Source organism: Cytobacillus praedii (genome assembly GCF_001439605.1).
GTDB lineage: Bacteria > Bacillota > Bacilli > Bacillales > Cytobacillaceae > Cytobacillus > Cytobacillus praedii.
Window position 1 is genome coordinate 1 of sequence record NZ_LMBX01000033.1, and the last position, 23,788, is coordinate 23,788.

General features: G+C 35.5%; 20 protein-coding genes, 1 rRNA gene and 1 other annotated feature. Of the genes, 12 read left to right on the forward strand and 9 right to left on the reverse strand.

Features of this window, described 5'->3' with window-relative positions:
• The 5 genes from rrf to ASU02_RS22775 form a co-directional block, all read left to right on the forward strand.
• Window positions 1-77 (forward strand): 5S ribosomal RNA (gene rrf / locus ASU02_RS27460); the annotation flags it as partial.
• Window positions 78-850: 773 nt separating this feature from the next.
• On the forward strand, window positions 851-1,156 hold the full coding sequence (locus tag ASU02_RS22765) for an aspartyl-phosphate phosphatase Spo0E family protein (protein ID WP_057767721.1): 306 nt from the start codon (window positions 851-853) through the stop codon (window positions 1,154-1,156).
• Window positions 1,157-1,384: 228 nt separating this feature from the next.
• Window positions 1,385-1,531 (forward strand): hypothetical protein, encoded by a 147-nt coding sequence (locus tag ASU02_RS26555; RefSeq protein ID WP_157684557.1) that lies wholly within the window; start codon window positions 1,385-1,387, stop codon window positions 1,529-1,531.
• A 107-nt stretch (window positions 1,532-1,638) separates the two neighbouring features.
• Complete coding sequence (locus tag ASU02_RS22770) at window positions 1,639-2,061, forward strand: hypothetical protein (protein ID WP_057767722.1); 423 nt, start codon at window positions 1,639-1,641, stop codon at window positions 2,059-2,061.
• A 203-nt stretch (window positions 2,062-2,264) separates the two neighbouring features.
• Window positions 2,265-3,164: an acetamidase/formamidase family protein gene (locus ASU02_RS22775; protein ID WP_057767723.1), complete on the forward strand. Its 900-nt coding sequence runs from the start codon at window positions 2,265-2,267 to the stop codon at window positions 3,162-3,164.
• Window positions 3,165-3,191: 27 nt separating this feature from the next.
• Here the strand turns inward: ASU02_RS22775 and ASU02_RS22780 are convergent, their stop codons facing one another.
• Window positions 3,192-4,511, reverse strand: a complete 1,320-nt coding sequence (locus ASU02_RS22780) for a short-chain fatty acid transporter (protein WP_057767724.1) — start codon at window positions 4,509-4,511, stop codon at window positions 3,192-3,194.
• 262 nt (window positions 4,512-4,773) lie between these two features.
• On the opposite strand from ASU02_RS22780, the gene ASU02_RS22785 reads away from it, so the two are divergent.
• The gene (locus ASU02_RS22785; RefSeq protein ID WP_057767725.1) at window positions 4,774-6,240 is read left to right on the forward strand and encodes a methyl-accepting chemotaxis protein; all 1,467 of its coding nucleotides are present in this window, start codon (window positions 4,774-4,776) and stop codon (window positions 6,238-6,240) included.
• Window positions 6,241-6,349: 109 nt separating this feature from the next.
• Here the strand turns inward: ASU02_RS22785 and ASU02_RS22790 are convergent, their stop codons facing one another.
• The gene (locus ASU02_RS22790) at window positions 6,350-7,702 is read right to left on the reverse strand and encodes an amino acid permease (protein ID WP_057767726.1); all 1,353 of its coding nucleotides are present in this window, start codon (window positions 7,700-7,702) and stop codon (window positions 6,350-6,352) included.
• 55 nt (window positions 7,703-7,757) lie between these two features.
• Window positions 7,758-8,012, reverse strand: a binding site (T-box leader).
• A gap of 325 nt (window positions 8,013-8,337) precedes the next feature.
• Here ASU02_RS22790 and ASU02_RS22795 point away from each other — a divergent pair.
• Window positions 8,338-9,219: a helix-turn-helix domain-containing protein gene (locus ASU02_RS22795; protein ID WP_057767727.1), complete on the forward strand. Its 882-nt coding sequence runs from the start codon at window positions 8,338-8,340 to the stop codon at window positions 9,217-9,219.
• Window positions 9,220-9,261: 42 nt separating this feature from the next.
• Entirely contained in the window at window positions 9,262-9,420 is a 159-nt protein-coding gene (locus ASU02_RS26560) for a hypothetical protein (RefSeq protein WP_157684558.1), read from the forward strand.
• Window positions 9,421-9,836: 416 nt separating this feature from the next.
• On the opposite strand, the gene ASU02_RS22800 is transcribed toward ASU02_RS26560, so the two are convergent.
• Entirely contained in the window at window positions 9,837-10,055 is a 219-nt protein-coding gene (locus tag ASU02_RS22800; protein WP_095396756.1) for a hypothetical protein, read from the reverse strand.
• A 303-nt stretch (window positions 10,056-10,358) separates the two neighbouring features.
• Here ASU02_RS22800 and ASU02_RS22805 point away from each other — a divergent pair, with 303 nt between their 5' ends.
• Window positions 10,359-11,162: a hypothetical protein gene (locus ASU02_RS22805; RefSeq protein WP_057767728.1), complete on the forward strand. Its 804-nt coding sequence runs from the start codon at window positions 10,359-10,361 to the stop codon at window positions 11,160-11,162.
• 362 nt (window positions 11,163-11,524) lie between these two features.
• The gene (locus tag ASU02_RS22810; RefSeq protein WP_057767729.1) at window positions 11,525-11,878 is read left to right on the forward strand and encodes a hypothetical protein; all 354 of its coding nucleotides are present in this window, start codon (window positions 11,525-11,527) and stop codon (window positions 11,876-11,878) included.
• 50 nt (window positions 11,879-11,928) lie between these two features.
• Here ASU02_RS22810 and ASU02_RS22815 read toward each other — a convergent pair whose 3' ends face one another.
• Window positions 11,929-12,540, reverse strand: coding sequence for a hypothetical protein (locus tag ASU02_RS22815; RefSeq protein ID WP_057767730.1), 612 nt, complete (start codon window positions 12,538-12,540; stop codon window positions 11,929-11,931).
• Complete coding sequence (locus tag ASU02_RS22820; protein WP_057767731.1) at window positions 12,524-13,051, reverse strand: RNA polymerase sigma factor; 528 nt, start codon at window positions 13,049-13,051, stop codon at window positions 12,524-12,526. Before ASU02_RS22820 ends, ASU02_RS22815 begins: the two co-directional genes overlap by 17 nt.
• Before the next feature lie 853 nt (window positions 13,052-13,904).
• On the opposite strand from ASU02_RS22820, the gene ASU02_RS22825 reads away from it, so the two are divergent.
• Window positions 13,905-18,326 carry a S8 family peptidase gene (locus tag ASU02_RS22825; RefSeq protein ID WP_057767732.1) on the forward strand — a complete coding sequence of 1,474 codons (4,422 nt, stop codon included), beginning with the start codon at window positions 13,905-13,907 and terminating at the stop codon, window positions 18,324-18,326.
• A 292-nt stretch (window positions 18,327-18,618) separates the two neighbouring features.
• Here the strand turns inward: ASU02_RS22825 and ASU02_RS26565 are convergent, their stop codons facing one another.
• The 4 genes from ASU02_RS26565 to ASU02_RS22840 form a co-directional block, all read right to left on the reverse strand.
• Window positions 18,619-18,780 carry a hypothetical protein gene (locus ASU02_RS26565; protein WP_157684559.1) on the reverse strand — a complete coding sequence of 54 codons (162 nt, stop codon included), beginning with the start codon at window positions 18,778-18,780 and terminating at the stop codon, window positions 18,619-18,621.
• 1,061 nt (window positions 18,781-19,841) lie between these two features.
• Window positions 19,842-19,994 (reverse strand): hypothetical protein, encoded by a 153-nt coding sequence (locus ASU02_RS26755; RefSeq protein ID WP_165571620.1) that lies wholly within the window; start codon window positions 19,992-19,994, stop codon window positions 19,842-19,844.
• A 309-nt stretch (window positions 19,995-20,303) separates the two neighbouring features.
• A complete protein-coding gene (locus ASU02_RS22835; RefSeq protein ID WP_057767734.1) occupies window positions 20,304-20,990 on the reverse strand; it encodes an SDR family NAD(P)-dependent oxidoreductase in 687 nt (228 codons plus the stop codon).
• A 14-nt stretch (window positions 20,991-21,004) separates the two neighbouring features.
• Entirely contained in the window at window positions 21,005-21,517 is a 513-nt protein-coding gene (locus ASU02_RS22840; RefSeq protein WP_232426327.1) for a MarR family winged helix-turn-helix transcriptional regulator, read from the reverse strand.
• Window positions 21,518-21,991: 474 nt separating this feature from the next.
• On the opposite strand from ASU02_RS22840, the gene ASU02_RS22845 reads away from it, so the two are divergent.
• Entirely contained in the window at window positions 21,992-23,725 is a 1,734-nt protein-coding gene (locus ASU02_RS22845; protein WP_057767735.1) for a methyl-accepting chemotaxis protein, read from the forward strand.
• Window positions 23,726-23,788: the final 63 nt, after the last annotated feature.

Sequence of the window (23,788 nt, forward strand, 5' to 3'; positions counted from 1 at the left end):
CGAACACGGCAGTTAAGCTTCTCAGCGCCAATGGTAGTTAGGGGCTGTCCCCTTGTGAGAGTAGGACGCCGCCAGGCAAAAAGGGTATGCCAAAACAATTTTGGTATACTCTTTTTTTATTGTCTAATTTTTATAATTAAGAGTAATTGACTGCAGATTAACTAACAAGAAGAACCCATTCAAGAGGAGAAGCTCTGCTTATAATCTCTACCTACTATTTCAAAATAAGAGGATTAAACAGGAGAGAATAGCAATTGTCTCTTACATATAACAAATTGAGTTTTATTCTTCACCAAGATTATCCAAGATTGATCCTAATAATTGTCCTTAAAATGAGGCTTCATTGCTTCCCTTCATACTTGCTGCAATCTTTACATAAATATTTGAATCTGTGATGATATTTCCCCCAGCAGTTTAATTGAAATCCATCTAGCCGCTTATAAGAATTCTTCTATAGTATTTTATGAACACCATAAATTTAGTCTAATTTGACATTCTCATGCAAAAAGAAAACTAGTTGAATGGTAAAAATCCAGTCCGAAGCGTGCGTACATCTTTGAATGATTTAATTTAAAAATTTGAAGCAATCTTAAGAATATATTTACTTTGATAATATTGTTATCAAATTATAGTAATTCTCTATGGATACCTTTTTCTAAATATAGAGTTTAATAGGTTTGGAAATGATTTTATTATAACTATTGGTATTTCAATATTATTTAGTGGTTTTTTGAATTATGCTACTATTGTTTTTTATATTCACAAGAATTGTAGTCTATGTTAACATCAAGAATGTTTTGTAAATCTTGCTATGCGAACCATTAGAAAGTAAAATCGGGAGAGGTGCGTTATGAATACAATAGACCGCTGTCATTGTGAAAATATGGAACTCTTAATGGATATATTTGATCATAAAATCCGTCTAAAAGAATTCTATATTCAAAAAGGACCAGCTAGTTCAGAATATATATCGCTTTCAATTAAATTGAAACTACTAATAAAAGAATATTTTGAAGAAAAAACATTAAATCTAATCAGTTTGTCAAAAGATGAACGAATTGAAATTTGGGGAGAAAACGGATTTAGACATCTTGATACGATTGAGGCAAGTGAAAAGCTTGATGAGTTAATAATCAAATATCAGAAGTTAAAATAAATTGGTTAAAATGTGCAAATAATTCCTTTGGCTATTCTATGTTACTAGAATAGTTTTTTCTTTTAATTATAGGGCAAAGGAAGGCTGATGAATAACTTCATGTATAGATGACTAGTAAGGTACAAAGGGAAGTCAGGATTTAAATGAAGTGATGGCTGAAGTTAATTAGGTTTTATCGTGTGAAATATATTACCCTTAGATTCATAATAGGACAACAAGGGCGCAAGCATGCAAGAGGTAACATATACGCTTATGAACGATCCTTGCTTGCGAAAGAATATGAGCATGCTGAAAGGCAGTCAGCTTTCATGGAGGAAGATTACTTCATCTGCAACATTCCTTTCATTTATCGCTGAAGGCTGCAGAATAGAGTAACTTACTGCATGTAAATATTACAAGGCATGTTAACATTCATCGAAAAAATTCAACTTCTCTTCTATTTGTAGTATCATTAATTCTATGAATGAAGGGAAGTGGCTATAATGAAATTCATTAAATTCTTAGTGATAACGATCATTATACTAGGTGGAATTGGTTATGCAGTCTATTATTTTGGAACAAATATGGCTTCAGAAAAAATAATGGAAACGGTAACGACAGAGTTAGAAAACAGCGGTGACTTGGAAGAAATAAAGAAAACAATAGAAAATGATCCTGAATTAAAAACTTATTTAGAAGAAGCGAAAACAGCAAATACAGAAGATCTGCCATTTGCAACAAAAGAAGAAGCAACAAGAGCACTTATAAGCAAAGTTGGGATTTCTGAACTTAATGATATACGTGTGAAAGTACAAGAGGGATCCATGTCTAAGGAAGAAGTGCTTAAGAATATAGAAGGAAAGTTAACAGAAGAAGAAATATTAGCATTAAAGGTTATTGCGTATAAAGAGTTGTATGGTAAGTGATGGAAAGAGCCCAATTTTTTGGGCTCTTATTTTTGATTGTACTTATTAGTAATAGAAATTTAAATGAGTGAGTTCATCTTATATGCGGAAAATACAGGATTGTTTATTCATTCTCTTCAAAATTTTAGGCTGATTTTTGATATAATGTCCTTAGGAGAAGTAAGAATAGTTTGATAACAAGGAGATCGAGAAAGGGGCTGCATATGGAGACTTTATCATGCCAAGCGGGAATTATTTATAATTTTGACAAAGCACACAAGCCTATCAAATCTGTTGCATCTGGTACAACGATCGAAATTGAAACATTTGATTGCTTTCAAAATCAAATACAATCACATGATACTGTCGTTGATGAAATTGACTGGAATCAAATTAATCCAGCTACAGGTCCAATATTTGTACAAGGGGCCAATCCAGGAGATGTGTTAAAGGTAAAAATTGAAAAGATAGAAATTGGTGAGCAGGGTGTAATGGTAGTTGGTCCGAAACTTGGAGTTATGGGCCATCGCATCAATGAAATGCAAGCAAAAATTATCCCTGTTCGCAATGGAAAAGCGATTTTTAATGAGATTGAGATTCCATTAAATCCAATGATTGGCGTGATTGGGGTAGCACCAGAGGGTGAGGGAGTGAGCTGTGGAACTCCAGGTGCTCATGGAGGAAACATGGATAATAAAATGGTAACAGAAGGTGCAACTCTATACTTTCCAGTCTTTACAGAAGGTGCTCTTTTTGGGATAGGTGATTTTCATGCAGCAATGGGGGACGGGGAAGTAAGTGTATCTGGAATAGAGGTACCTGGAAAAGTGATCATCACACTTGAAGTGCTGAAGGGAGTATCATTAAAGAATCCAATGCTTGAAAATAACGAGGTATTTACACAAATTGTCTCGGCTGAAACGTTGGATCAAGCTTGTAAACAAGCAGCAGAGGAAATGATCGATCGTATAGCAGAAAAAACAGGTCTGCCAATATATGAGGTCACTATGCTTATGAGTGCGGTTGGGCAAGCTGAAGTCTGTCAAATCGTAGACCCGTTAATGACAGCACGCTTTGTAGTTCCTAAGTGGCTGCTGCAGCAGCTAAATATTGAATTGATTTAGTGGGACAGGAATCCTGTCCCATATTTTTTATAAAAATAAAAAACCTAAAGAAATAATAACACCGCTCACGATAAGTGTCAGGACACAGTACCCCATAATATCCTTTGCTTTTAGTCCTGCAATTGCAAGTGCAGGCAAAGCCCAAAATGGCTGAATCAAGTTTGTCCAAGCATCCCCCCAGGCAACAGCCATTGCTGCTTTCGGTATGGAAACATCGAGTGCAATAGCTGCATCCAGTACGACCGGTGCTTGAACTGCCCATTGGCCTCCTCCAGAAGGGATAAAGATATTAATTAAACCAGCACTTAAGAAGGTGAATAACGGAAATGTGAATTCATTAGATATCGATATAAACCCATTGGCAATAACTGCAGCTAATCCAGATGCTGTCATCATTCCGATGATACCAGCATAAAAAGGAAATTGGATGATAATCCCGCTTGCACCTTTAACTGCATTAATAACAGCCTCTAAAAAATGCTTTGGTGTCTCATGGAAAAGAATGCCTAAGAATAGAAATAAGAAATTAACAATATCAAGATTCAGTTTAAAACCGTTTTGAGCGAAATAGTAGAATAGAAAAATGATCCCGAATAATCCGATAAGCAGAGAAAGAATTCGGCTGTTTTCTAGCCGTTCTGCAGGTGTCATGGCCCCCTTTTCAATAGCACCAGCTTGAATATCGTCCACTAATAAGGAGGGATCTACAGTTACTGTTTCTTCCTTAGAAGGCATCATTAGCCGATTAACTAGCGGAAGAGCCAAGAATAATGCGATAACAATGGCGAGATTAAAACCAGAAAAAATCGTTTCACTTGTTGGAATAATTCCAATTAAATCTTGTGAAAAATGGCCCTCCGTTGCAATGGTTAACGGTGTTGACCCTGAAATTCCCCCATGCCATATTACAAAACCAGAGTAAGCGCTTGCTATTAAAAGACGGTAATCAACATTTTTTACTTTCTTCGCTAATTCCTTTGCGAATAAAGCCCCTATGACAAGACCAAATCCCCAATTTATCCAGCTGGCAATTAATGAGACAATCGTTACAATGATAACAGCATGCCCCGGTGATTTAGCAGTAGAGGCTAATGCACCTAATCCCTTTTTAAAAATCTTGCTGCTTGCAAGAACATGCCCTGTTACTAAAACAAGAACCATTTGCATAGTGAAGACCAGCAGTCCCCAAAATCCATTCCCCCAATGCTGGACCATCTGATAAGGTCCGCTATCAGTGAAAATAAGCCCAAGAATAAACACCACAAACGTTAAAATAATGACAAATAGAAATGGATCAGGCAAGTACCGCTGCATGACTCGATTAAAAAATGATACAAGTGCTTTCATTTGTATTCTCCCTTCTAATCATTTTTATAATGGCTATTGATTATTTCTATAATATTCTTTATATTCCTTCAATTGTTTTAAGATACTAACTTTAATCAACATGAATATAAGGAAAAAGAGAGCTTTTCGTGTGGTGTGGAATGTAATGTTTTCGTTAAAACTAGACAAGAAATTCTACTAGGTATTACGACTTATAAAACTATATACAAAGGGATTTTTTTCTAGTAAAATATGTGTGGAAAAGTATTGAAGGAGAATGAGGATGTTAATAAAAGAGTTACAGATAGAAACATTAAGAAAGAAGAATAGAATTACACTGATTATGTTAATCATTTCAGTTGTTCTAGGTGTGGCTGTTGAAGCAAGTTTAGGAAAAACACTGCAGCTTATTTTGACAATCGCTATAGGTGGAGCAGTTCTTTGTTCCATTATCGCATTTTTACATCTAACCAAACGATTAACGAAACAAATTGCATATTTAGCGATAGCCGGATTAACTATTATTCTTGGAATGATCATATTAATTAGTCCCTCTGAGAATAATCTATCCCTCATTTATTATTTATTAGTATGTTCGGCTCTGTATATGAATATTGTTCTTTACCTAATGGGAACAGCATTTGGCGTTGGATTATTGGTCTTTGCCTTTGCTTTAAATGGGGAGCTTTATTCCTCTGATATTTCCACTTATTTATTACTATTTTCTCTTGCTGTCATTGTGTTGTTTTTTCAACAAAAAATTATGGGGAAACTTGAAGCGGATCTTGGTAAGATGCAGACATCTGCGGAAGAAAGGCTGGAAAATGAATCTAAACATCGCATAATTCTAGAGGAAAACTCACAAATCATAGCTAGTAATATGCAGATGGTAGAGGAACAATCAGAATCAGAAAAACAAGCGACGATAGAACTTAATGTTGCGCTGCAAGAAATTGCTTCAGGTACACAATCGCAAGGGAACGCTATCACCAATATTATGAATTCAATTGAACGTACTGCTAAACAAGTAGATTCAATGAATGACCGTGTGCTGCAAATTAATGAATCTACTGATCAAATGACAGGTCAAATAGAAGAAGGCCGCTCACAATCCCAAATAATGAATGATCAAATGCAGGAATTTAAAAGTTTTATTGAATTGATGGAGAAGGATATGAATCAATTAAGTGAAAATATTGAGTCATCCCTGAGCTCTATTCAAGCCATACAAGGAATAACGGCACAAACGAATTTGCTTGCTTTGAACGCATCGATTGAAGCTGCAAGAGCTGGAGAAGCAGGAAAAGGCTTTTCTGTTGTAGCTGAAGAAATCCGCAAGCTAGCGGAAACCTCAGATAAAACAGCTGTTCAAATTTCGACTACTTTAAATCAAGTTCATACAAATAATCGAGAAACACAGAACCAAATGAATCTCGTATCAAGTAAAATGGATGAAAATATTCAAGGAACAGTAAAGAATCAATCGATCTTTGAATCAATTCAGCATTCTATTCAACACCTTCAACAAGAAGTTCAATCCTTTAGCGGGGTTGCCAAAAATATTGATCAAGAAACAGATGCGATTGAAGTAGCAGTAAATGAATTTGCGTCAATATTAGAAGAAGCTTCCTCCTCCCTGGAAGAAATTTCTGCAACCGTTCAATCCCAAACCAATAACAAAGAACAACTAGCACGCTTAATTCAAGAAACGAATCGTGCTACACAAAACCTTTCGAATCTTTTAAAGTGAGCTCGGTAACAGGCTATTATCGTCACATAAATATAAAGAAGTCAAAAACCATGTCATAACGACGTGGTTTTTTGACCTAAAGGAGCATTAGGGCTCGGACCCCTGAATATTACGCAACTTTATTAGAAAACTTACCGGCACTAAAATAAGCTGCCGTTATGAATAAATAGATGACAATCGTTGTTATCGTTACACTAATAGAAGTTGTAGCCATAACCCCAATTAAAATAGCAAGCAGTGCCATTAAAGCTATCAATGTCGTAAAAGGAAAAGAGCGAGCGGGATATGGAGCTTTTTGTGTCTGTTTAATGCGAGACTTCAAATGTGCCATCGCAATAATGATCCAAATACATAAGACAGTATATCCTAGAGACCCCATTAAATAATTAAAAGTCTTGCTCCCTGCAAATAGAGAAATGAGCACTCCTATATATAGCGAAGATGTACAGGCTAAAATTGAATAAACAGGGACCTTTTTTTTAGAAACCTTTGAAAATAGTTTGGGAATATTTCCATCCACTGCTTGTGTATAAAGTACCCTTGATGAGGAATATAGCCCAGAATTCATTGAAGAAATAACAGCTAATAAGATAATGGCGTTCATAATGTGATCCGCATATGGAATTCCAATCAAATTAAACACCGTCACAAACGGGCTCTCGGGAACGTCATTCACTTGGTGCCAAGGAATAAGGCTCACGATTACAAAGAATGGCAAAATATAAAAAGCAATAATCCGTGTTAACGTGCCTTTTACAGCTTTCGGTATCGTCTTTTCTGGATTTTTTACTTCTGCTAAAGTAACACCTATCATTTCAGTACCGCCATATGAATAAATGACTACCAGCATTGCCATAATTAATCCGTGCATGCCATTTGGGAAAAATCCATCGTGTTTGGTCAGATTAGAAAATCCTATCGCGGCATGATCTTGAAAAGGTACAAATAAAATGATTAAGCCAAAAATGATAAATAATACGATTGCACTGATTTTTAATAGGGCAAGCCAATACTCGGTTTCAGCGAATAGCTTTACTGAAAATAAGTTTACAATGGTCACAATTGCAGAAACGATTAAAGCAAGTATCCAAACGGGTACACCTGGGAACCAGTACTGTATAAATATAGCTGCTACCACTGATTCTGCTGCAATATTTAACACCCACATTTTCCAATAAATCCAGTCAAGAAAATGAGCTGCATAATTACCTAAAAAGGGTTGGATTAAATCACGAAATGTTCGGGCCTGTTTGTTTTTTATTGCCATTTCTGCAAGTCCACGCATAATAAAAAACAAGATAATTCCTCCAATAAGATAAGCTACAATTACAGCTGGACCTGCCATATCGATGGCTGTACTGCTTCCTTTAAATAATCCTGCACCTATTGCTCCTCCCAATGCCATCATCATAATATGGCGTGATGTCATCGTTCGCTTTAAATTCTCTTGACTGCCATCCATCTTTTCAAACCCCCTACTATTTAGTTGAAGCATATAAAAAAGCCTATCGTCTCTATAAAGAGACGATAGGCTTTAGGCCAACCGCGGTACCACTCTTATTGACTCTTTTTATTATTGAGTCCAGCTTAGCGCAAAGTATATCTTGCGAAACCTTGTAACGCAGGTTAATCGTTAGAACCTAGATAAACATATCGTATTCGGCTCAACCACTCCCAGGCGAGTTCAAAGTGTCATGTGACCGCGTTCCACCAACCCGCAGCTCTCTGCTCATCATGAACAATCTTCTACTATTCCTAATCATAGTGTTTGTTATTTCATTATGTAATGTTATTGATAAAATAATATATTGCTATAATATACAAGCTGGAATACTCCCTGTCAATGAATATAATGATTTTTCTAATAAAATAGGGTGGGAAAATAACTTCTATTATTGCCCGATCTAGTTGTATGAGAATAGTAAAATCTACTTTGAAACATTTAAAAAATATCACGATATTTGAGAAGAAACCCTATTAGAAGGTTTAAATAAAAAATAGTTTGAATATTTGTTTAATGTTACTTTTGAATTATAAATCAGGTTTGATATATATGGTATAATTAACAATAAATGACTAGTTTTAGGAGGCGGTTAGATGGTAAATTACTTAATTGGTGATATTCTTAAATCCTTCCGTGAATACAAAAAAATATCCATTTCAGAGCTATCTGACGGTATATGTTCAGAAGATGAACTTATTTCTTTTGAGAAAGATAAAGCATACCCTCGTCTTGATACTGTTTATAAATTAGCAGATAGACTAAATGTGGATGTTTCATATTTTTTTAATGTAGTTTCTGAAACTAGAATAAATTATTCAACAGCAGTCATACAGCTAATAGAAAAGTATAAAAGAGAACGTAATTATCATGCAATAGATAATATTGTCCATCAAGAAATGCGTAACCCCTTGTTTAGCCCTCCGTTACTTGCTCAGTACATTAAATGGCATGAAGGAATTTGTGTTTTTTATATTGAAAAAGATTTAATTAAAGCAGAAAGTATTTTAAATGAAGCTATTTCAATTACAAATCCAAATAGAATTAACCTCACGGAAAGAGAAACAGAAATACTGAATAGTATCGGAATATTATATTATGAGAATTGTGATTTTCATAGTGCTCTTCCGATCTATTTAGAAGCTCAAACTAATTTAGATAAACTTCCGCATATTCTAAATTCAAAGGTGAAAATAAGAGTATTATTTGGTTTATCTCAAGTATTTACGGAATTAGGTCATTATGAAGAATCATTGAAATATTGCCGAAAAGGGATTGATCTTTGTATTAATGAAGAGTCATTGTACTGTTTTAATGAGTTTTACTATCAAATGGGTGAAAATTATATTAAATTAGGAGAAATTGAAAGAGGAAAAAAGTATCTGGAGGAATGTTTGCACTTATTAAAATTAGAAAATAAAAAGAGATTATTAGAAATTATGGAGAAAGAAGTGGAAAAATTATCAATAAATTGCTAATATTAGTATTAGTAAGAAAATAAAGAAAAGGGTGGTGAAATAATGAAAAAGATACTTGTAAAGAGCCTATTAACTTTAGGAATCTTAAGTGTAGGATTTTTTAGCACAGGTGCAGCTGCTTTTGCTGGGTATCCTCCACAACATGGTATTGAAGCAGCTGATTCAGTAATTAATCCTTATGGCTATCCCCCACAGCACTAAACTTTGAATTAGTATAATTCCCGAACAAAAAGATTCCCGCTAAACTTTAGTGGGAATCTTTTTTCCTTTGGCTGTGATAAATAAATAGATAAAATATAGGTTGAAATATTAGATCGTCATATTCATTTCTATCTTAGGAATCCGCTTGTTTCACCTTAAAAATAATTTCAGTGTAAATATTCTATTATTCTTTTTATACTTGAATTCCTTCTGCAATTTCTGCCTCTGATAAAGCCATGATAACCCCTAGAAACAAAAATCAGTAAAACAAAAAATAAGGATTAAGAATAGGATGGAAAAAGCTTTCGGACTGATTTCTATATAAGTTTCCTATGCTGTACAGAAAAGATGAACGCAGTAACCAAGTGATTAGATTTTTCATCGGATGAAACTTATAAGTAAAATAGTTCAAAAGCTCATTCAAATAAGGTGACAATGAATATGATCCATACCCCTATCACAAGTAATAAAAACCACCAACCCATAAACATAAGGAACTTTTTTAAAAATGGCTTGCCAGAGAATTTATTTGAAAAAGAGCTCACTTTTAAAACGCCTTCAGGATGCTTTAACAGCATATATGAGAATGTGCCGAAGATTAAGGTGAAAAATAGCGAAATTACAAACATTTCCATTTGTAATAACCTCCCGCCTTTTAGATTTCTTATAGTTTACTATTTAGAAGGAATTTCCATCAACATTTCTTGAAAGTACGGAGATAAGCAGATGAAATTTAATGATAAAGAGGTTATCTATAATGAAAAGAAGATATGCTTAATCTGGAATCACAGGTAAGAGAAGAAAAAATAATCATGTGTAGGATATTTATAAGACAGGTTTATACAAATATTTAACAATGTATTTCTATTAATGTATAGAAATATTTAGATATAAGTAGTAAAATCTTCATTATATGTAAATATTAGGGGGTATAGGTTTTGAAAAAGATTTTTAGCTTATTGCCAGTACTGCTTATGATTGCTGTTCTATTTTCGCCCTTAGATAGTGCCCATGCTGAAAAAATAATTGTTAAATGGGGGAAAATTACTCTCAAGGAAGGGCATATAGGAAAAGTAATAATCAACAAGGATACTCAACTGTATAAATTGGATAAAGATAATAAACTTACCAGTGTACGTACTTTAAAGAAGGGGGAGGAATTTGGAGTCTACTCTAAAAAAACGGATAAAACACACGGGATTTTATATGGTCTAGGTTCAAGTCAATTTGTAAAAGACTCAAAATCGCTCACATACCAAACCCCATCTAAAGAAAAGAAAGAACTTGTAGGAAAAGAAAGAATTTGGCTAAGAAACCCTGATTTTTATGAAAACAACAAAGGAGAAATTGTAGACTTAAAAAATTTACAAGAAGCAGTTTTAATAAGTTCGGAAAAGAATTCTGAGCTTAGCAGCTTAAATATTAAAATTAAAATCGAAGATAAATATTTTACATATCAATACGTAGATGAATCGTTTATTGAAGCAAGTTATTTAACAAAGAACCCATTTAAAACATTTAAATTTTCTGATACCATATGGAATCTTATCAAAAATGAAGAAGTACAGACAGGTATGAATATGGATCAAGTATTGTTGTCCTGGGGGTACCCAGATGATCTAAATAGCTATGACTCAGATTATATTGCAATAGAACAGTGGATATATGGGGATATACTAGATGGTGGCGCTATTTACCTGTATTTTGATAATGGGACTTTAACATCTTGGCAGGAGTTCTAATTTTTATTGACCTTCTAATAGGTTGTACTCATTTATGTTAATTTTAAGATATTTATTGTTAATAAAGAATGTTAAGTGGCCGCTATTTATGCGGCTTTTTTTTATTTTGAAAACTCAGCAGCATTCATATAGAAATTTAGCCGTTTTAATCGTTTTCCAAAAAGCGGTATATTGATATTCTTCATTTGATTTTTCAAAAAATTCCAAGCTTCACTCCTCCATCAAAAATCTTATTTCTTAAGCAGGGAAGATATATTCAGAATAGTAAGAAATATCTATAGTATTTCACCTAATTCGTACCATTAATTAACTGGTAAATTATGCTATTCTACTAGTATTAAAAGGAAATGGAGGGAATAGAAGTGAAAAAGCAAATGGCAATATTGTTGATTTTTCTGCTAGCAATCTCTACACAAGCCTTTGCATCATCGAATAACTATATGCTAACAAAAGGCGAGAAAGGTGAAGTTGCGGAAAAGACGATAGTTACTGATGTAAATGAAGATTCAATGGAAATGGACTTACAGCAAACAAATGATCCTGGAGAAGAACTAGAACCGAATAAAATGGAGGAATTATCAATTAATCTTGATGAAGATAATTCGTCAGCTGCCGAAACACTCTGCTTTGTATGTTCCAAATATGTATATAATGATAATCCAAAGTTCTATGTTTGTGTTGATGGATATTGGAGTAAAAATTGTATGATTAAATAAAAGGAAAAATCGGCTTAGCTTTCGCTTAGCCGATTTTTTTACTGCCGGTGTTACCTAGGCTTTTTAATATAATGAGGTAATGAACTGGCATATTCAAAAAATACATTGCTTTTTTCTTCTGGAACATAATAATATTTATCTTTATTCAGTTCTTTTAAATACACTTCTCCCTCTTCTTCCCAAACCTTTATTTTTAGTATTTCTGGTCCTGTAAGTGTAATCAACAAATCATATGATGGATCAGTTACAGGTTTAAACGTGCTTATTTCTGCACTTTTTAGCATTTCAAATACAATTTTACTCCCATTGTCATCATCTATAATGAACGTATCTTTCTGATTCTCCTCTTCTCCTGGTAAGAAAGAAGTTTCTAGCTTTGATGTGGCTAGTCCCATTTGGACAATTTCTTTTCCATCAATACTAGACAGTATGTCAGTACCATTATTTAGTTCCGTTTCGGAAAATATTATAAACACAAATAGAAAACATGCTGCGAGCGAGACCATACCTGTTAAGACTTTTGGAAGTACTCGCCTCTTATTATCTGATTTTCTGCTTATCTCGGACATCATTCTTTGGAAGGTCTGCTGTTTTTGGCGGCTTGAACGAGGAATGTCATTTAATTCCTGAAATGACAGCTCACTTTCAGATAACTTCTTCACTGTTTTCCCTCCTTTTCATCAATTCTTTTTTTAATGCTGCTACAGCTCTTGAGGTTGTTATTTTTACTCTGTTTTCATTCCAATTTAATATTTCAGCTGTTTCTTTTATAGAAAACTCTTTTATTTTCCTTAGAATTAGTACTTCCTGATAACTTAGTTTTAAATCCCGGATTGCCTCGTATAATATGGTTACTCTTTCACCTTTCATTACAATCTCTAATGGGGTTTGTTGATTGGACTCAAATTGAAACTTGTCTATTGAAAAAAAAGTGAATAAACGCTTTTTCCTTAAATAATCGATCGTCACATTTCTGGAAATACGGAAAAGCCATGTAAACAAATGAGATTCACCATTAAATTGATCCAAACTTCTATATGCCTTAATAAAGGTGTCCTGTGTTAAATCTTCAGCTACCTCGTTGTCATTTACAAGAAGGTAAATATAGCTGAATATTTTATCACTATATTCTAGATATAGATGTTCAAAAGCATCTGCAGAGACTTTTTCCATTTCACCCGCTCCCCTCAAGCATATTGTTAGACGAATCAGATCGAAAAAGGAAACACATTATGAGCTGATTTTTTTAGCAAAAGCAGTTGATCTCCCTGACCCTCGAATGCACATGCAGCCTCTTTCAAAAACGGCAAAGAATATCCTTTCTTATGAGACTCGTCTAATTCTATGCATAAGGGGGAACAAGAAGGTTCCACATTTTGTATGTAATATTGTCTACCATACCAATCGTTAGAAATATTTCCTAGTATCTTTTTTCCTTATATTCACGAAGGGAAAGTGAATCTATTTCCAATTTCCTATTCACGTGGAGAATGTAGGCATTTGGAATCTTTTTTCTTTAAATTTTGTAACTAAATCTTTAAGTCTGTTACTTTTATATTTCAAACTCATTATTGTTTATTTTCAAAAAAGTTACACATCTTATTAACTATTTCAATTACATTTTTTCTAATAAATATTTTGATAGGTCAAAAGACTTGGTGTCTAAAGCTCCCTTTCGTAATAACCATGAGACTTTTATGAAAAAATACCTCCACATTCCTTCTTCTCATTTTTTCATGAGACAAAACTCAAATGATAATTTTCTAACAAAAAAGGAGCATTTTCAGCTAAGCAGAATGATATATAACTGAATCTTTTAGACTAAATGTCTTTTTTACTCTTAATACCTTCCTATCATTTTAATCTGGTACACTTTTCCTTCGGGAGTATTCGACAACTTTCTTTTTTTTTATTAGCTAAAGTTTCTGTAACAGGGGTCTTTTCCCCAAACTGGAGGTGGTTATTTTCTAACAGGAAAAAGTGTTTATTAGGTGTAATTAAACAAATTGATGAGGAGGAATTTTTTGTGGGGAAAAAAAGAAAAGTACGATTCCGTTTGCTGTCCATCCTGTCGATCGCGTTTTTGGTTCTCCCCCTCATGTTTCCTAATATGGGGCATGCAGAAGCTAATAGTTCACCGCACACTTCACTAAAGAAATCATCCCTAGAATCGACCAAAAGCAAGATTAGCAGCCGATTACAAGATGAATTCGATAAACAGGATCAAGTTACATTCTTAATAAAATTTAAAGAACAATCTGATCCTGCAGCTGCAGCAAAAAAGGCAGAAAAGAATGCATTAAATCAAAATCTTACTCCTGCAAAAGCTAAATACATGAAGCGATCAGCAGTCCTTTCAGCACTTAGATCAACAGCTATTGAAACTCAAGGATCTGTAGCAGATTTCCTCCAAAAGCAAGAAAAAGAAGGCAAAGCTAAAGAAATTCAATCCTTCTATATTGTCAATGCTATCGCAGTTACAGCAACAAAAGATGTTATGGAACAAGTTGCTGCCTTCCCAGAAGTAGAAAAAGTTCTTCCAAACGAAATGAGACAACTTCATATCCCAGAAAAAGTTGCAGAAAAACCATCTATGCAGCTTGGAAAAGAACCGAAAGCGAATACAAATGCAATTGAATGGAATATCGAACGTGTTGGTGCACCAGCTGTTTGGGAAATGGGTATTGATGGTTCAGGCACAGTTGTTGCTTCCATTGATACAGGTGTACAGTGGGATCATCCAGCATTAAAAGAAAAATATCGCGGCTATAATCCAGCCAATCCAAATTCTCCAACACATGAATTCAACTGGTTTGATGCTACTGCAGGAAGAGCAGCAGCATATGATGATCAAGGTCATGGAACACATGTAACGGGTACAATGGTGGGAAGTGAGCCAAATGGTGCGAATCAAATCGGGGTCGCTCCTGGTGCGAAATGGATTGCTGTTAAGGCATTTACGGCGAGTGGCGGATCAGATAGTGATCTACTAGCTGCAGGCGAATGGATTTTAGCACCAAAGGATGCTGCGGGAAATCCACATCCTGAAAAAGCGCCCGATGTTGTTAATAACTCATGGGGTGGAGGTCCAGGGCTAGATGAATGGTACCGTCCAATGGTTCAAGCTTGGCGTGCAGCGGAAATCTTCCCAGAATTCTCAGCAGGAAATACTAGAGCAGGAAATCCTGGTGGACCGGGCTCTATTGCCAACCCAGCTAACTATCCAGAATCATATGCTACAGGTGCAACTGACATAAATAATGGACTAGGAAGCTTCTCGCTTCAAGGCCCATCTCCATATGGAGAAATCAAGCCTGATATTGCTGCACCAGGTGTAAATATTCGCTCATCTGTCCCTGGAAGCAACTATGAAGGCGGCTGGAATGGAACTTCTATGGCAGGACCGCATGTTTCAGCAGTTGCGGCATTGCTTCGACAAGTTGATTCAAGCCTAACCGTGGAAGAAATCGAAGAGATTTTAATGACAACAGCTACACCGTTAACGAATGGAACATATCCGACATCACCAAATAACGGTTTCGGATCAGGTCTTGTTAATGCTTTCGATGCGGTTTCCTCTGTTATTTCCGGTCTTGGAAAAATCAAAGGCCAAGTTGCAAAAGAAGGCAATGATGATGAAGCGCCACAAGTAGAACATAATGCACCTCAGGAAACATACGCAGGAATGGACCTGCCTCTAGAACTGAAGGCAACTGACAATGTTAGTGTATTGAATGTTGTCCTCGAATACTTAAAATCGGATGGAAGCTGGGCGACTGTCCAAGCAAGCAGAGTTTCTGGAGATTACCAAGATGGAACATATTCGGCAGCCATTCCTGGTGATGACATCGCCGTTCCTTCTGTATCTTACAAATGGAAAGTCAATGATTTTGGTGGAAACGAAGTTGGAACAGATACGTACCAAGTTTCCGTTAAGCCTGGAATCACTGTTGGCTATTCCCAAGATTTTGAATCAGAACCTATTGGCTGGACATCATACGGAGTAAAAAACAGCTGGCAATGGGGAGTGCCAACTTCTGGACCAAGCAAGGCCGCTTCTGGTGAAAAGGTGTTTGCTACTAACCTCGCAGGAAACTATGATACCAGTGCAAACATGACTTTAGTTATGCCGCCAATCGATCTTCCAGAAGGTAACGCATTCCTGCAATTTAAACAATGGCATAACCTCGAAAGAAACTATGATTATGGCCATGTTTTTGTCTCTACTGATATGGAAAACTGGACGCAAAAGCTTCGCGTGAATGATATCACTGCTGATTGGGTTAACGGTGAAGTAGATTTAAGCGAATATGCGGGCCAAAGAATCTATGTCGGTTTTAACGTAACAACAGATGGTTCTGTTGTTAGACCAGGCTGGTACATTGATGATGTTCAGCTTGCTAACACACCACTTCAGGCTTCTAATAAAGCACAGCTTGGCACGACAAAATCAGATACTGCTAAAAATGACTCCAAAGCTGCATTAAAGGATGAAAAAGTCGAACCAAATAAAATTGCACCTAAGAAGGATGCGCTCGTGAAGGATGAAGGCAGCCAAAAACAGCCTGCACCTGCACTTCTTCCAATAACAGCTGAGGTAAGTATTTTAGAATCAGGCAGATCTGTGTTTACAAATCCTCAAGATGGAACGTATGAATTTACACATGCATCTGGCAGCTTTACTGTTCAGGCGGAAGCATATGGCTATCGCTCACAATCTCAGACTGTAAATGTTCCGCAAGATGGGGAAGCAACTGCAAACTTTGTCCTTGAAGAAATCCCTCAAGGAACGGTGACTGGAACTGTTACAAACGAAGCAACTGGGGAGCCAATTTCGAATGCAACGCTTCTTTTAGTTGAAGATGCAGCTGTTCAGCCAGTTGAAACAAATACAAACGGTGAATATTCATTAACAGCATATGAAGGTACCTATACATTGAAAGTGATGGCACCTTCCTACTATAGTCAAGAAATCGCAGTTACTATTAGCGAAGGCACAATTGAACAAAACGTACAGTTAAAGCCATTTATCGGATACCCTGGTGAAATTGGCTATGATGACGGAACAGCAGAAAATGCACGTGCATTCTACGATGCAGGAAATGGCTGGGCGGTTAAAATGAGTCTAGCAGAAGGACAAAAAAGTGCCATGGTTACTGGTGGGTTATTCCGTTTCTGGGATACTGAGTGGCCAGTTCCAGGAGGTACTGGATTCAAGGTTGAAGTCTATGATGCAAGCGGTCCGGATGGAGCTCCTGGTAAAAAATTAGCGGGGCCATTTGATGCAACTGCTCTAAGAAACGGTGAATGGACACATGTGGATTTAAGCGAGCATGGAATCATGGTTAACGGTGATTTCTACATGGTTTACATCCAAAGTGCAATTAATACAAGTTCTCCTGGCTTAGCAACAGATGAAAATGGACCAAATGCGAAGCGAAGCTGGCAGCTGGTCGGTGGAGCATGGACTCCTTCTCCAGCAGAGGAAGGAAATTATATGATCCGTTCCACTGTCAATTATGAAGTAACAGCACCAGTTATTACCTCTCCTAAAGACGGAGACTATACAAAAGAAGGTACAGTGAAAGTTGAAGGTACAACTTCACCAGCTGCAACTGTTAAGATCTTCAATAATGATGAAGAAATTGCCACAACAGAAGCAACAGCATCAGGAACCTTCTCTGCAGAGGTTTCATTGACAGAAGGCGAGAATATCCTAACTGCAAAAGTAACAACAGACCTAGGATCAACTGATGCTTCTAATCCTGTAAAAATCATTTTTGATCAAACAAGTCCTGAACTGGAAATTATCTCACCAGAAGACAAGTCGCAAACAAACAAAGAAACTGTCACAGTGGAAGGAACAGTTTCTGATGAGCATTTAGAATCTGTTAAAGTAAATGGGCAAGATGCGAAAATAACGGACGGAAAATTCTCTCTTCGCATTCTGTTAAATGAAGGAGAAAACATTATTACTGTTGCAGCGCAGGATAAAGCTGGAAACAAAACTGAGAAAACAGTAACTATTCATGCCGTTTACACTGCTCCTGCCATTGAAAATCTTCTTCCAACCGATGATAAAGAATTGAAGAAGGGTGAGTCAGTTAAAATTGAATTTGATAGTGCACCTGGACTTAAAGCAACCTTTGCCATCAGAATGCCTTTAACAAATGCTGGCGATATTGCTAATGCCACTGAGCTTCCTATGATGGAAACTGCTCCAGGACATTATGTAGGTTATTATACAGCCACTTCGAATGTAAAAGCCCCTGGTGCTGAAATTGAAGTGAAAGTTACGGATGAATTTGGCAACGAAACACGTAAAGTTGCTGATGGCAAGCTGTATATTAATGAGAAAAAGAAGAAAGAAGAAGATAAAAACGACGACAGCAAGGATGAAAAAGATCCAGAAAAAAATGAAGAAGAAAACGGGGATGCACGTAACTAAGTAATCTTCGTCAGGCCCATTCATCTGTGATGGGCCTGTTTTATGTGTTAAAGAAATCTAGAACCTTCTGCACCAGATAAAAAATGAAGTGCACACTTTTTGGGGGCTAAAAAAATGACTCTTTGTGAGTCCTGCAAATTTTGAGTTAGGCAATGATGACAAAGTGTTGGTATATTGTTTGTTCCGCTTAGAGAAAATAATCCTTTTATGTAGCAATTTAATAAGTGGAATTTTTAATAATATGTGGAATAAAGAAATAAACTACAATCTAATTCACACTGATAATTTGTAATTATTGTTCAGTCGAATCAGACATAATTTTCGCATTTGGGTATATTTCGCCGTATCCCTCAACATGGCCCGCATGCTTTCTATGATAATCTGATCCAGATTCTTGATTATTATTAAGCGATTTATTTTGCTGCTTCTTATTGTTATCAGTTGGATTTGACATTTCACTTCACCTCCTAAACATATATTTAGGTTGCTGAGTATTTGTAGAATTATTCAAGGAGCGTAAAAAGATACCTACTAATATACATCTGATTATTAAAAAGAATCAAAATGATGAAATAACTAAAACTCTTTTGGTTATCCTAAAGAGCTTGGAAGGGTGTAATATTAGCTGATACTGTGACTATCTTTGTATGCTTTCAGTTGGTTTCTCGATATATTTTTGAAATCCATAATTGAATAGAGCAAGGAAATAGTAAAGGAAAAAAATTTTAGTTGATGTGAATTTCTTGAATTTAAAGTGTCCAATTTTCTGGAAAATTGGACATAAAAGATAGGCAAAAATAAAGTCAATCACGAGATTTGAAATAGCATATAATGAAAATTTTCCAAAAGTTAAATGAAATACCCATAAATTAATTGTAAAAAAGGGACCTAAGATAAAAGCCAATGCGTCAAATACCATATATTTGTACCCACCCTCTACTTTCCACCAATTAAATATCGGACTTAACATTTCTATAATAAGTAGAAGAAAAGAGCAAAAAAAAGTAACTGGTAAAAATCTTTTAAAAGATTGTTTAGGCAGGAAGATTAAAACAATTAGCCATAAAACGATTGCATTAAATATTCTAAAAAAATTGGCGGGCATGTTATTCACCTCGATTTTTCTATTAGTGTTTGAAATTTCTTCAGGATTATACACTTGTAAACAAAATGCTGGAGGGGAGATTACATGTAGGGATTTTTCAAGTAGATTCACAGAAGGAGTGGAATTTTAATATACGAAGTTGAGCATCAACAGCATGAAATTGAGCAACAAAAAGAATCTATTGATCACCTTTTACATAAGTAAAATTTACTTTATGGACGAGTAAGCTAAACTGCTCTGATAGTTTATGTACAATTCTTCAAAAATACCATACTGCTTTTACCATAGGTATTTACTTTCTTGATATTCTTCCTCCATTAAATGGTCCGATTATTGAATAAGGCTAATGACGATTAATCAACTAAACGGTTTCTATAAGCCAAATAAAGAGCCCTTCCAGCTGGAGGGGCTTAATCGTTTAATAATCGAATATATGCTTGATAACCTAAAAAAGCGGCAATAGAAGAACCAATTAAAAATAATACGGAACCGCCTAAAGTAAATAACCTTCCAATAAAAGTATACCGGGCTTCTTCAATTTCCCTCGATGAAGTATTGTTCATTATATTTAGTACCTCCACCTAAAATTAAAAATGGGTTTTTCTTATGTTAAAAATAGTGTACTCATTAAAATTGAATTGGTGTAATTTTAAAATTATTAATAAAAGCCCTTCTCAAATGAGCGTATTTTTATTGTAATATTAAATTGAAAAATCCAAGAATAGTCCCCATAGTAAAACACCGTTCGCATTTTTGAACGGTGTTAAAAAGTTGTTTAATACACATATTTTTATTTAATATCAATAAATATTTTTGCATGACAATATCTTTATCTAAAAACTAAAGTCTTGAGTGAAGAAGACGATATTATTTTATTGATTTGCTCTGATAACCTGACCATTGATCCCATCCTTAGGCATAGTCGCCATTTTCACAATCCCGTCCACTACTGTAGCTGGATCGCCTTCTCCATAAGGGTTTTGCTCTGTTTTCAAATTCCCTGGATCGAACATATTCACTAGTATTCCATGTTTCTCTTCTTCTAGTGCAACAGTTCGCATTAACCCTTCCAATCCTGCTTTAGCAGCCGAATACGCCCCTAAACCTTCGTAAACATAATTAGCCATTGCTGAGGTAATCGATACAATCCGGCCATATTGCTGTTTTCTCATTATCGGGAGAAATGCATTAGTTACAATGAAGGAGCTATATAAGTTGAGACGAATCGTATGGTCCCATAGAGAAATCGTCATGTCATGCACTGGGCTGTAATCACCAGTCCCTCCCACATTATTGATTAACACATCAATGCGACCCAATTGAGCAATTAAATGATCTCGCATCCCGTTAACTTCTTCTGAATTCGTCACATCCACGGGAAACACAATTGATCGTCCACCTGATTGCTCAATAACCTTAGCTACTTCCTGCAATTTTTCCTGGCGTCTTCCTGTAAGTACAACCTCTGCTCCTTCGGCAGCCAATTGAATCGCGGTTTGTCTTCCTAAACCAGTTCCTGCACCTGTCACTAGGACAACTTGGTTCGTCAATAATCCCATAATTTATCACTCCTTTATTTGTTGCCTTTTTCCATTATTTCACTTGCTTCATGTAGTAAGAGAATTAACTGCTGGCTATGATCCTTTTCCAATAGTTCTGAGTGCAGCAAATAAATTTTATTCAAACCCTCATAAATATCTTTACACAAAGATTTTCCCTCTTCTGTTAAGGAAATCAAAACCTGTTTACCGTCAGGCTTTCTTTCCACCAAATTACGTTTCACAAGCTTATCAATAAATCTAGTGCTTGTTGAAGGCGCGATTGTCAGCCTTTCACATAGTTCTTTTTGTGTAATTGCAGGATGATCATTAAGTGTAATGATCAAATAAGCATAGGAAGGAGGAATATCTATTTGTGCAAATGCTTCTCCAGCCAGCTTTTCCATCTGTCTTGCGAATCTTGAAACGGTAAAATAAAGGCAGTTACTCAGTAGATAATCAGAATTAGGTGTCTGCATTACATTCAACCCTTCCATATGAAGTTCTTCCAAATTTACTCTTGTATCCATACAGTTTCTTTCTTTCAACGAATTTCTTCCTCATTTTTTGATAGATACCCATTACATTTGTATATACAAACGAGTTGCTGTATTTAGTTTATTATTTTATGCCTGTATTGTAAACAAATTTGCATTTGTCCAATCAACATCAACCTCTCGTGAGTATCAGTCATTCTTCTGTAAAAAATCATTAGGATGGGGAAAAGACAAGATAACATCAACAACTTTATGTTGAATGATGACATGTAGTGTGTTTAGAACAAGGAGTTAAACTGCCCTGGCATGACTTCCTATACCTATTTGACATGATGATTTTTGAACTTAACCCATTGTTTATTTGATTACGAATGGGTTTTTTCTGCTTTTAGTAATGGAAAAATTTTTGTTTTATACAATAATTTACCTAAAAGATGGGGACCTTTTTCCGATAAGAAAATTATGATGACCCCAAATCATTGTATATTTAGAATCAGATAGAAAATTAAAAGAGGAGAAAGTAGCATGAAATCAATCAAGTTTAAGCTTATTAGCATTTCACTTTTGTTACTTGCTATACCAAGCTTAATCATTAGCTTAGTTAGCTATCAAAGTTCAAAAGAGAGTTTAGAAGCGTCAGGAAAAACAGTTCTAAAAAATAGTGTTGAATCTGCTATTCAATTAATTAATGAATTAAATGAAGAAGTTGAGCATGGGAGCTTAACTTTGGAGGAAGCTCAAGAAAAGGCTAAGGAAATACTAATCGGACCGAAAAGAAGTGATGGGACTAGGGAGGTTGTAAACCCAGTAGATATAGGAGAATATGGGTATTTGTATGCTATTGATATGAATGGCGTACAGGTCGCTAGTCCATCTGTTGAAGGTCAAAACAATTGGGAAAATAAAGATAAGAATGGGAAGCTATTTATTCAGGAGAAGATAAAGAAAGCTAAGTCAGGTGGCGGATTTACAACATTTTATTTTGTGCTCCCAAATAATAAAGATCAAGTTGCTGAAAAAATATCATACTCTAAATTGGAACCACATTGGGGATGGGCTGTTTCAGCAGGAGCGTATAAGATGGACTTTAATAAACCGGCGAATGAATTATTATATGTTTTATCCATTACACTTAGTTTAGCTTTAATAATTGGAACGATTATTGCTTTATTATTCGCTAAGCACTTGGGAACACCTCTTACAAAGCTATCAAAAAAGGTCAACGATGTGGCAGCTGGAAATTTAGCTGTTTCATTAGATGAGTTGAAGCGAAAAGATGAAATAGGCTCGCTAAACAAAAGTTTTAATGAAATGGTTTTACAATTAAAAAGTTTAATTGGGAATGTAGAAAATTCGATTACCGAAATTCAAGCGACCTCCTTAAATTTAACAGCGGTTGCCGAAGAAACGACAGCTGCAGGAGACGAAATTGCTAGAGCGATAGATGAGGTTTCACGTGGTTCTGTTCAGCAGGCTTCTGATGCAGATGATACGAATCAAATGACTGCTAAATTTGCGAATCAAATCGTAGTTGTGCATGAAAAAAATAACCATATGTTAGAGTCCTCTCAAGAGATGCAACTTGCCAATGAAAAAGGACTAGAGAATATCCAGTTCCTTAAAGAAAAATCTGGACAAACATCAGAGTTAATCAATCATGTTCAACGAGTCATCAGCAGCTTAATTAATAAAGTGAAAGAAATCGAAAATATTGTAGGAGCCATAAATGATATTTCTAACCAAACCAATTTATTAGCCCTCAATGCTAGTATTGAAGCAGCTAGAGCAGGAGAGCATGGAAAAGGATTTGCAGTTGTTGCTGAAGAAGTTAGAAAGCTGGCAGAACAAACATCAGAAGCGACGCTTAAAGTAAGAGAATCTTTGAATGGGATTGAAAATGAAACGCATGTAGTAAACGATGAAATGGATAAAACATTATTAATCGTAAATGAACAAAATCAAGCGGTGGATAGTACGGAAACTGCTTTCAATCATATCGAATCTTCGGTATATAATATTATAACTGCGATTTCTGAAACAGCTTCAGGTGTAGAAGCTCTCATGGATGCAAAGGATCTGATTGCTAAATCGGTTGAAAGTATTGCAGCTATTAGTGAGGAAACCGCTGCTTCAGCAGAGCAAGTCACTTCTTCTGTTGATGAACAGCAAAAAGCCATTCAAGTGGTAACTCAGTCTGCAACAAAATTGTCAGATGAAATTAATGATCTAAAGCAAGCTATAGACAAATTTGTTCTTTAAACTATACGAAAGTTTTAATATTACCGCGATAATAACTTATCAAAGAAAAAAAGCGAAAAATCC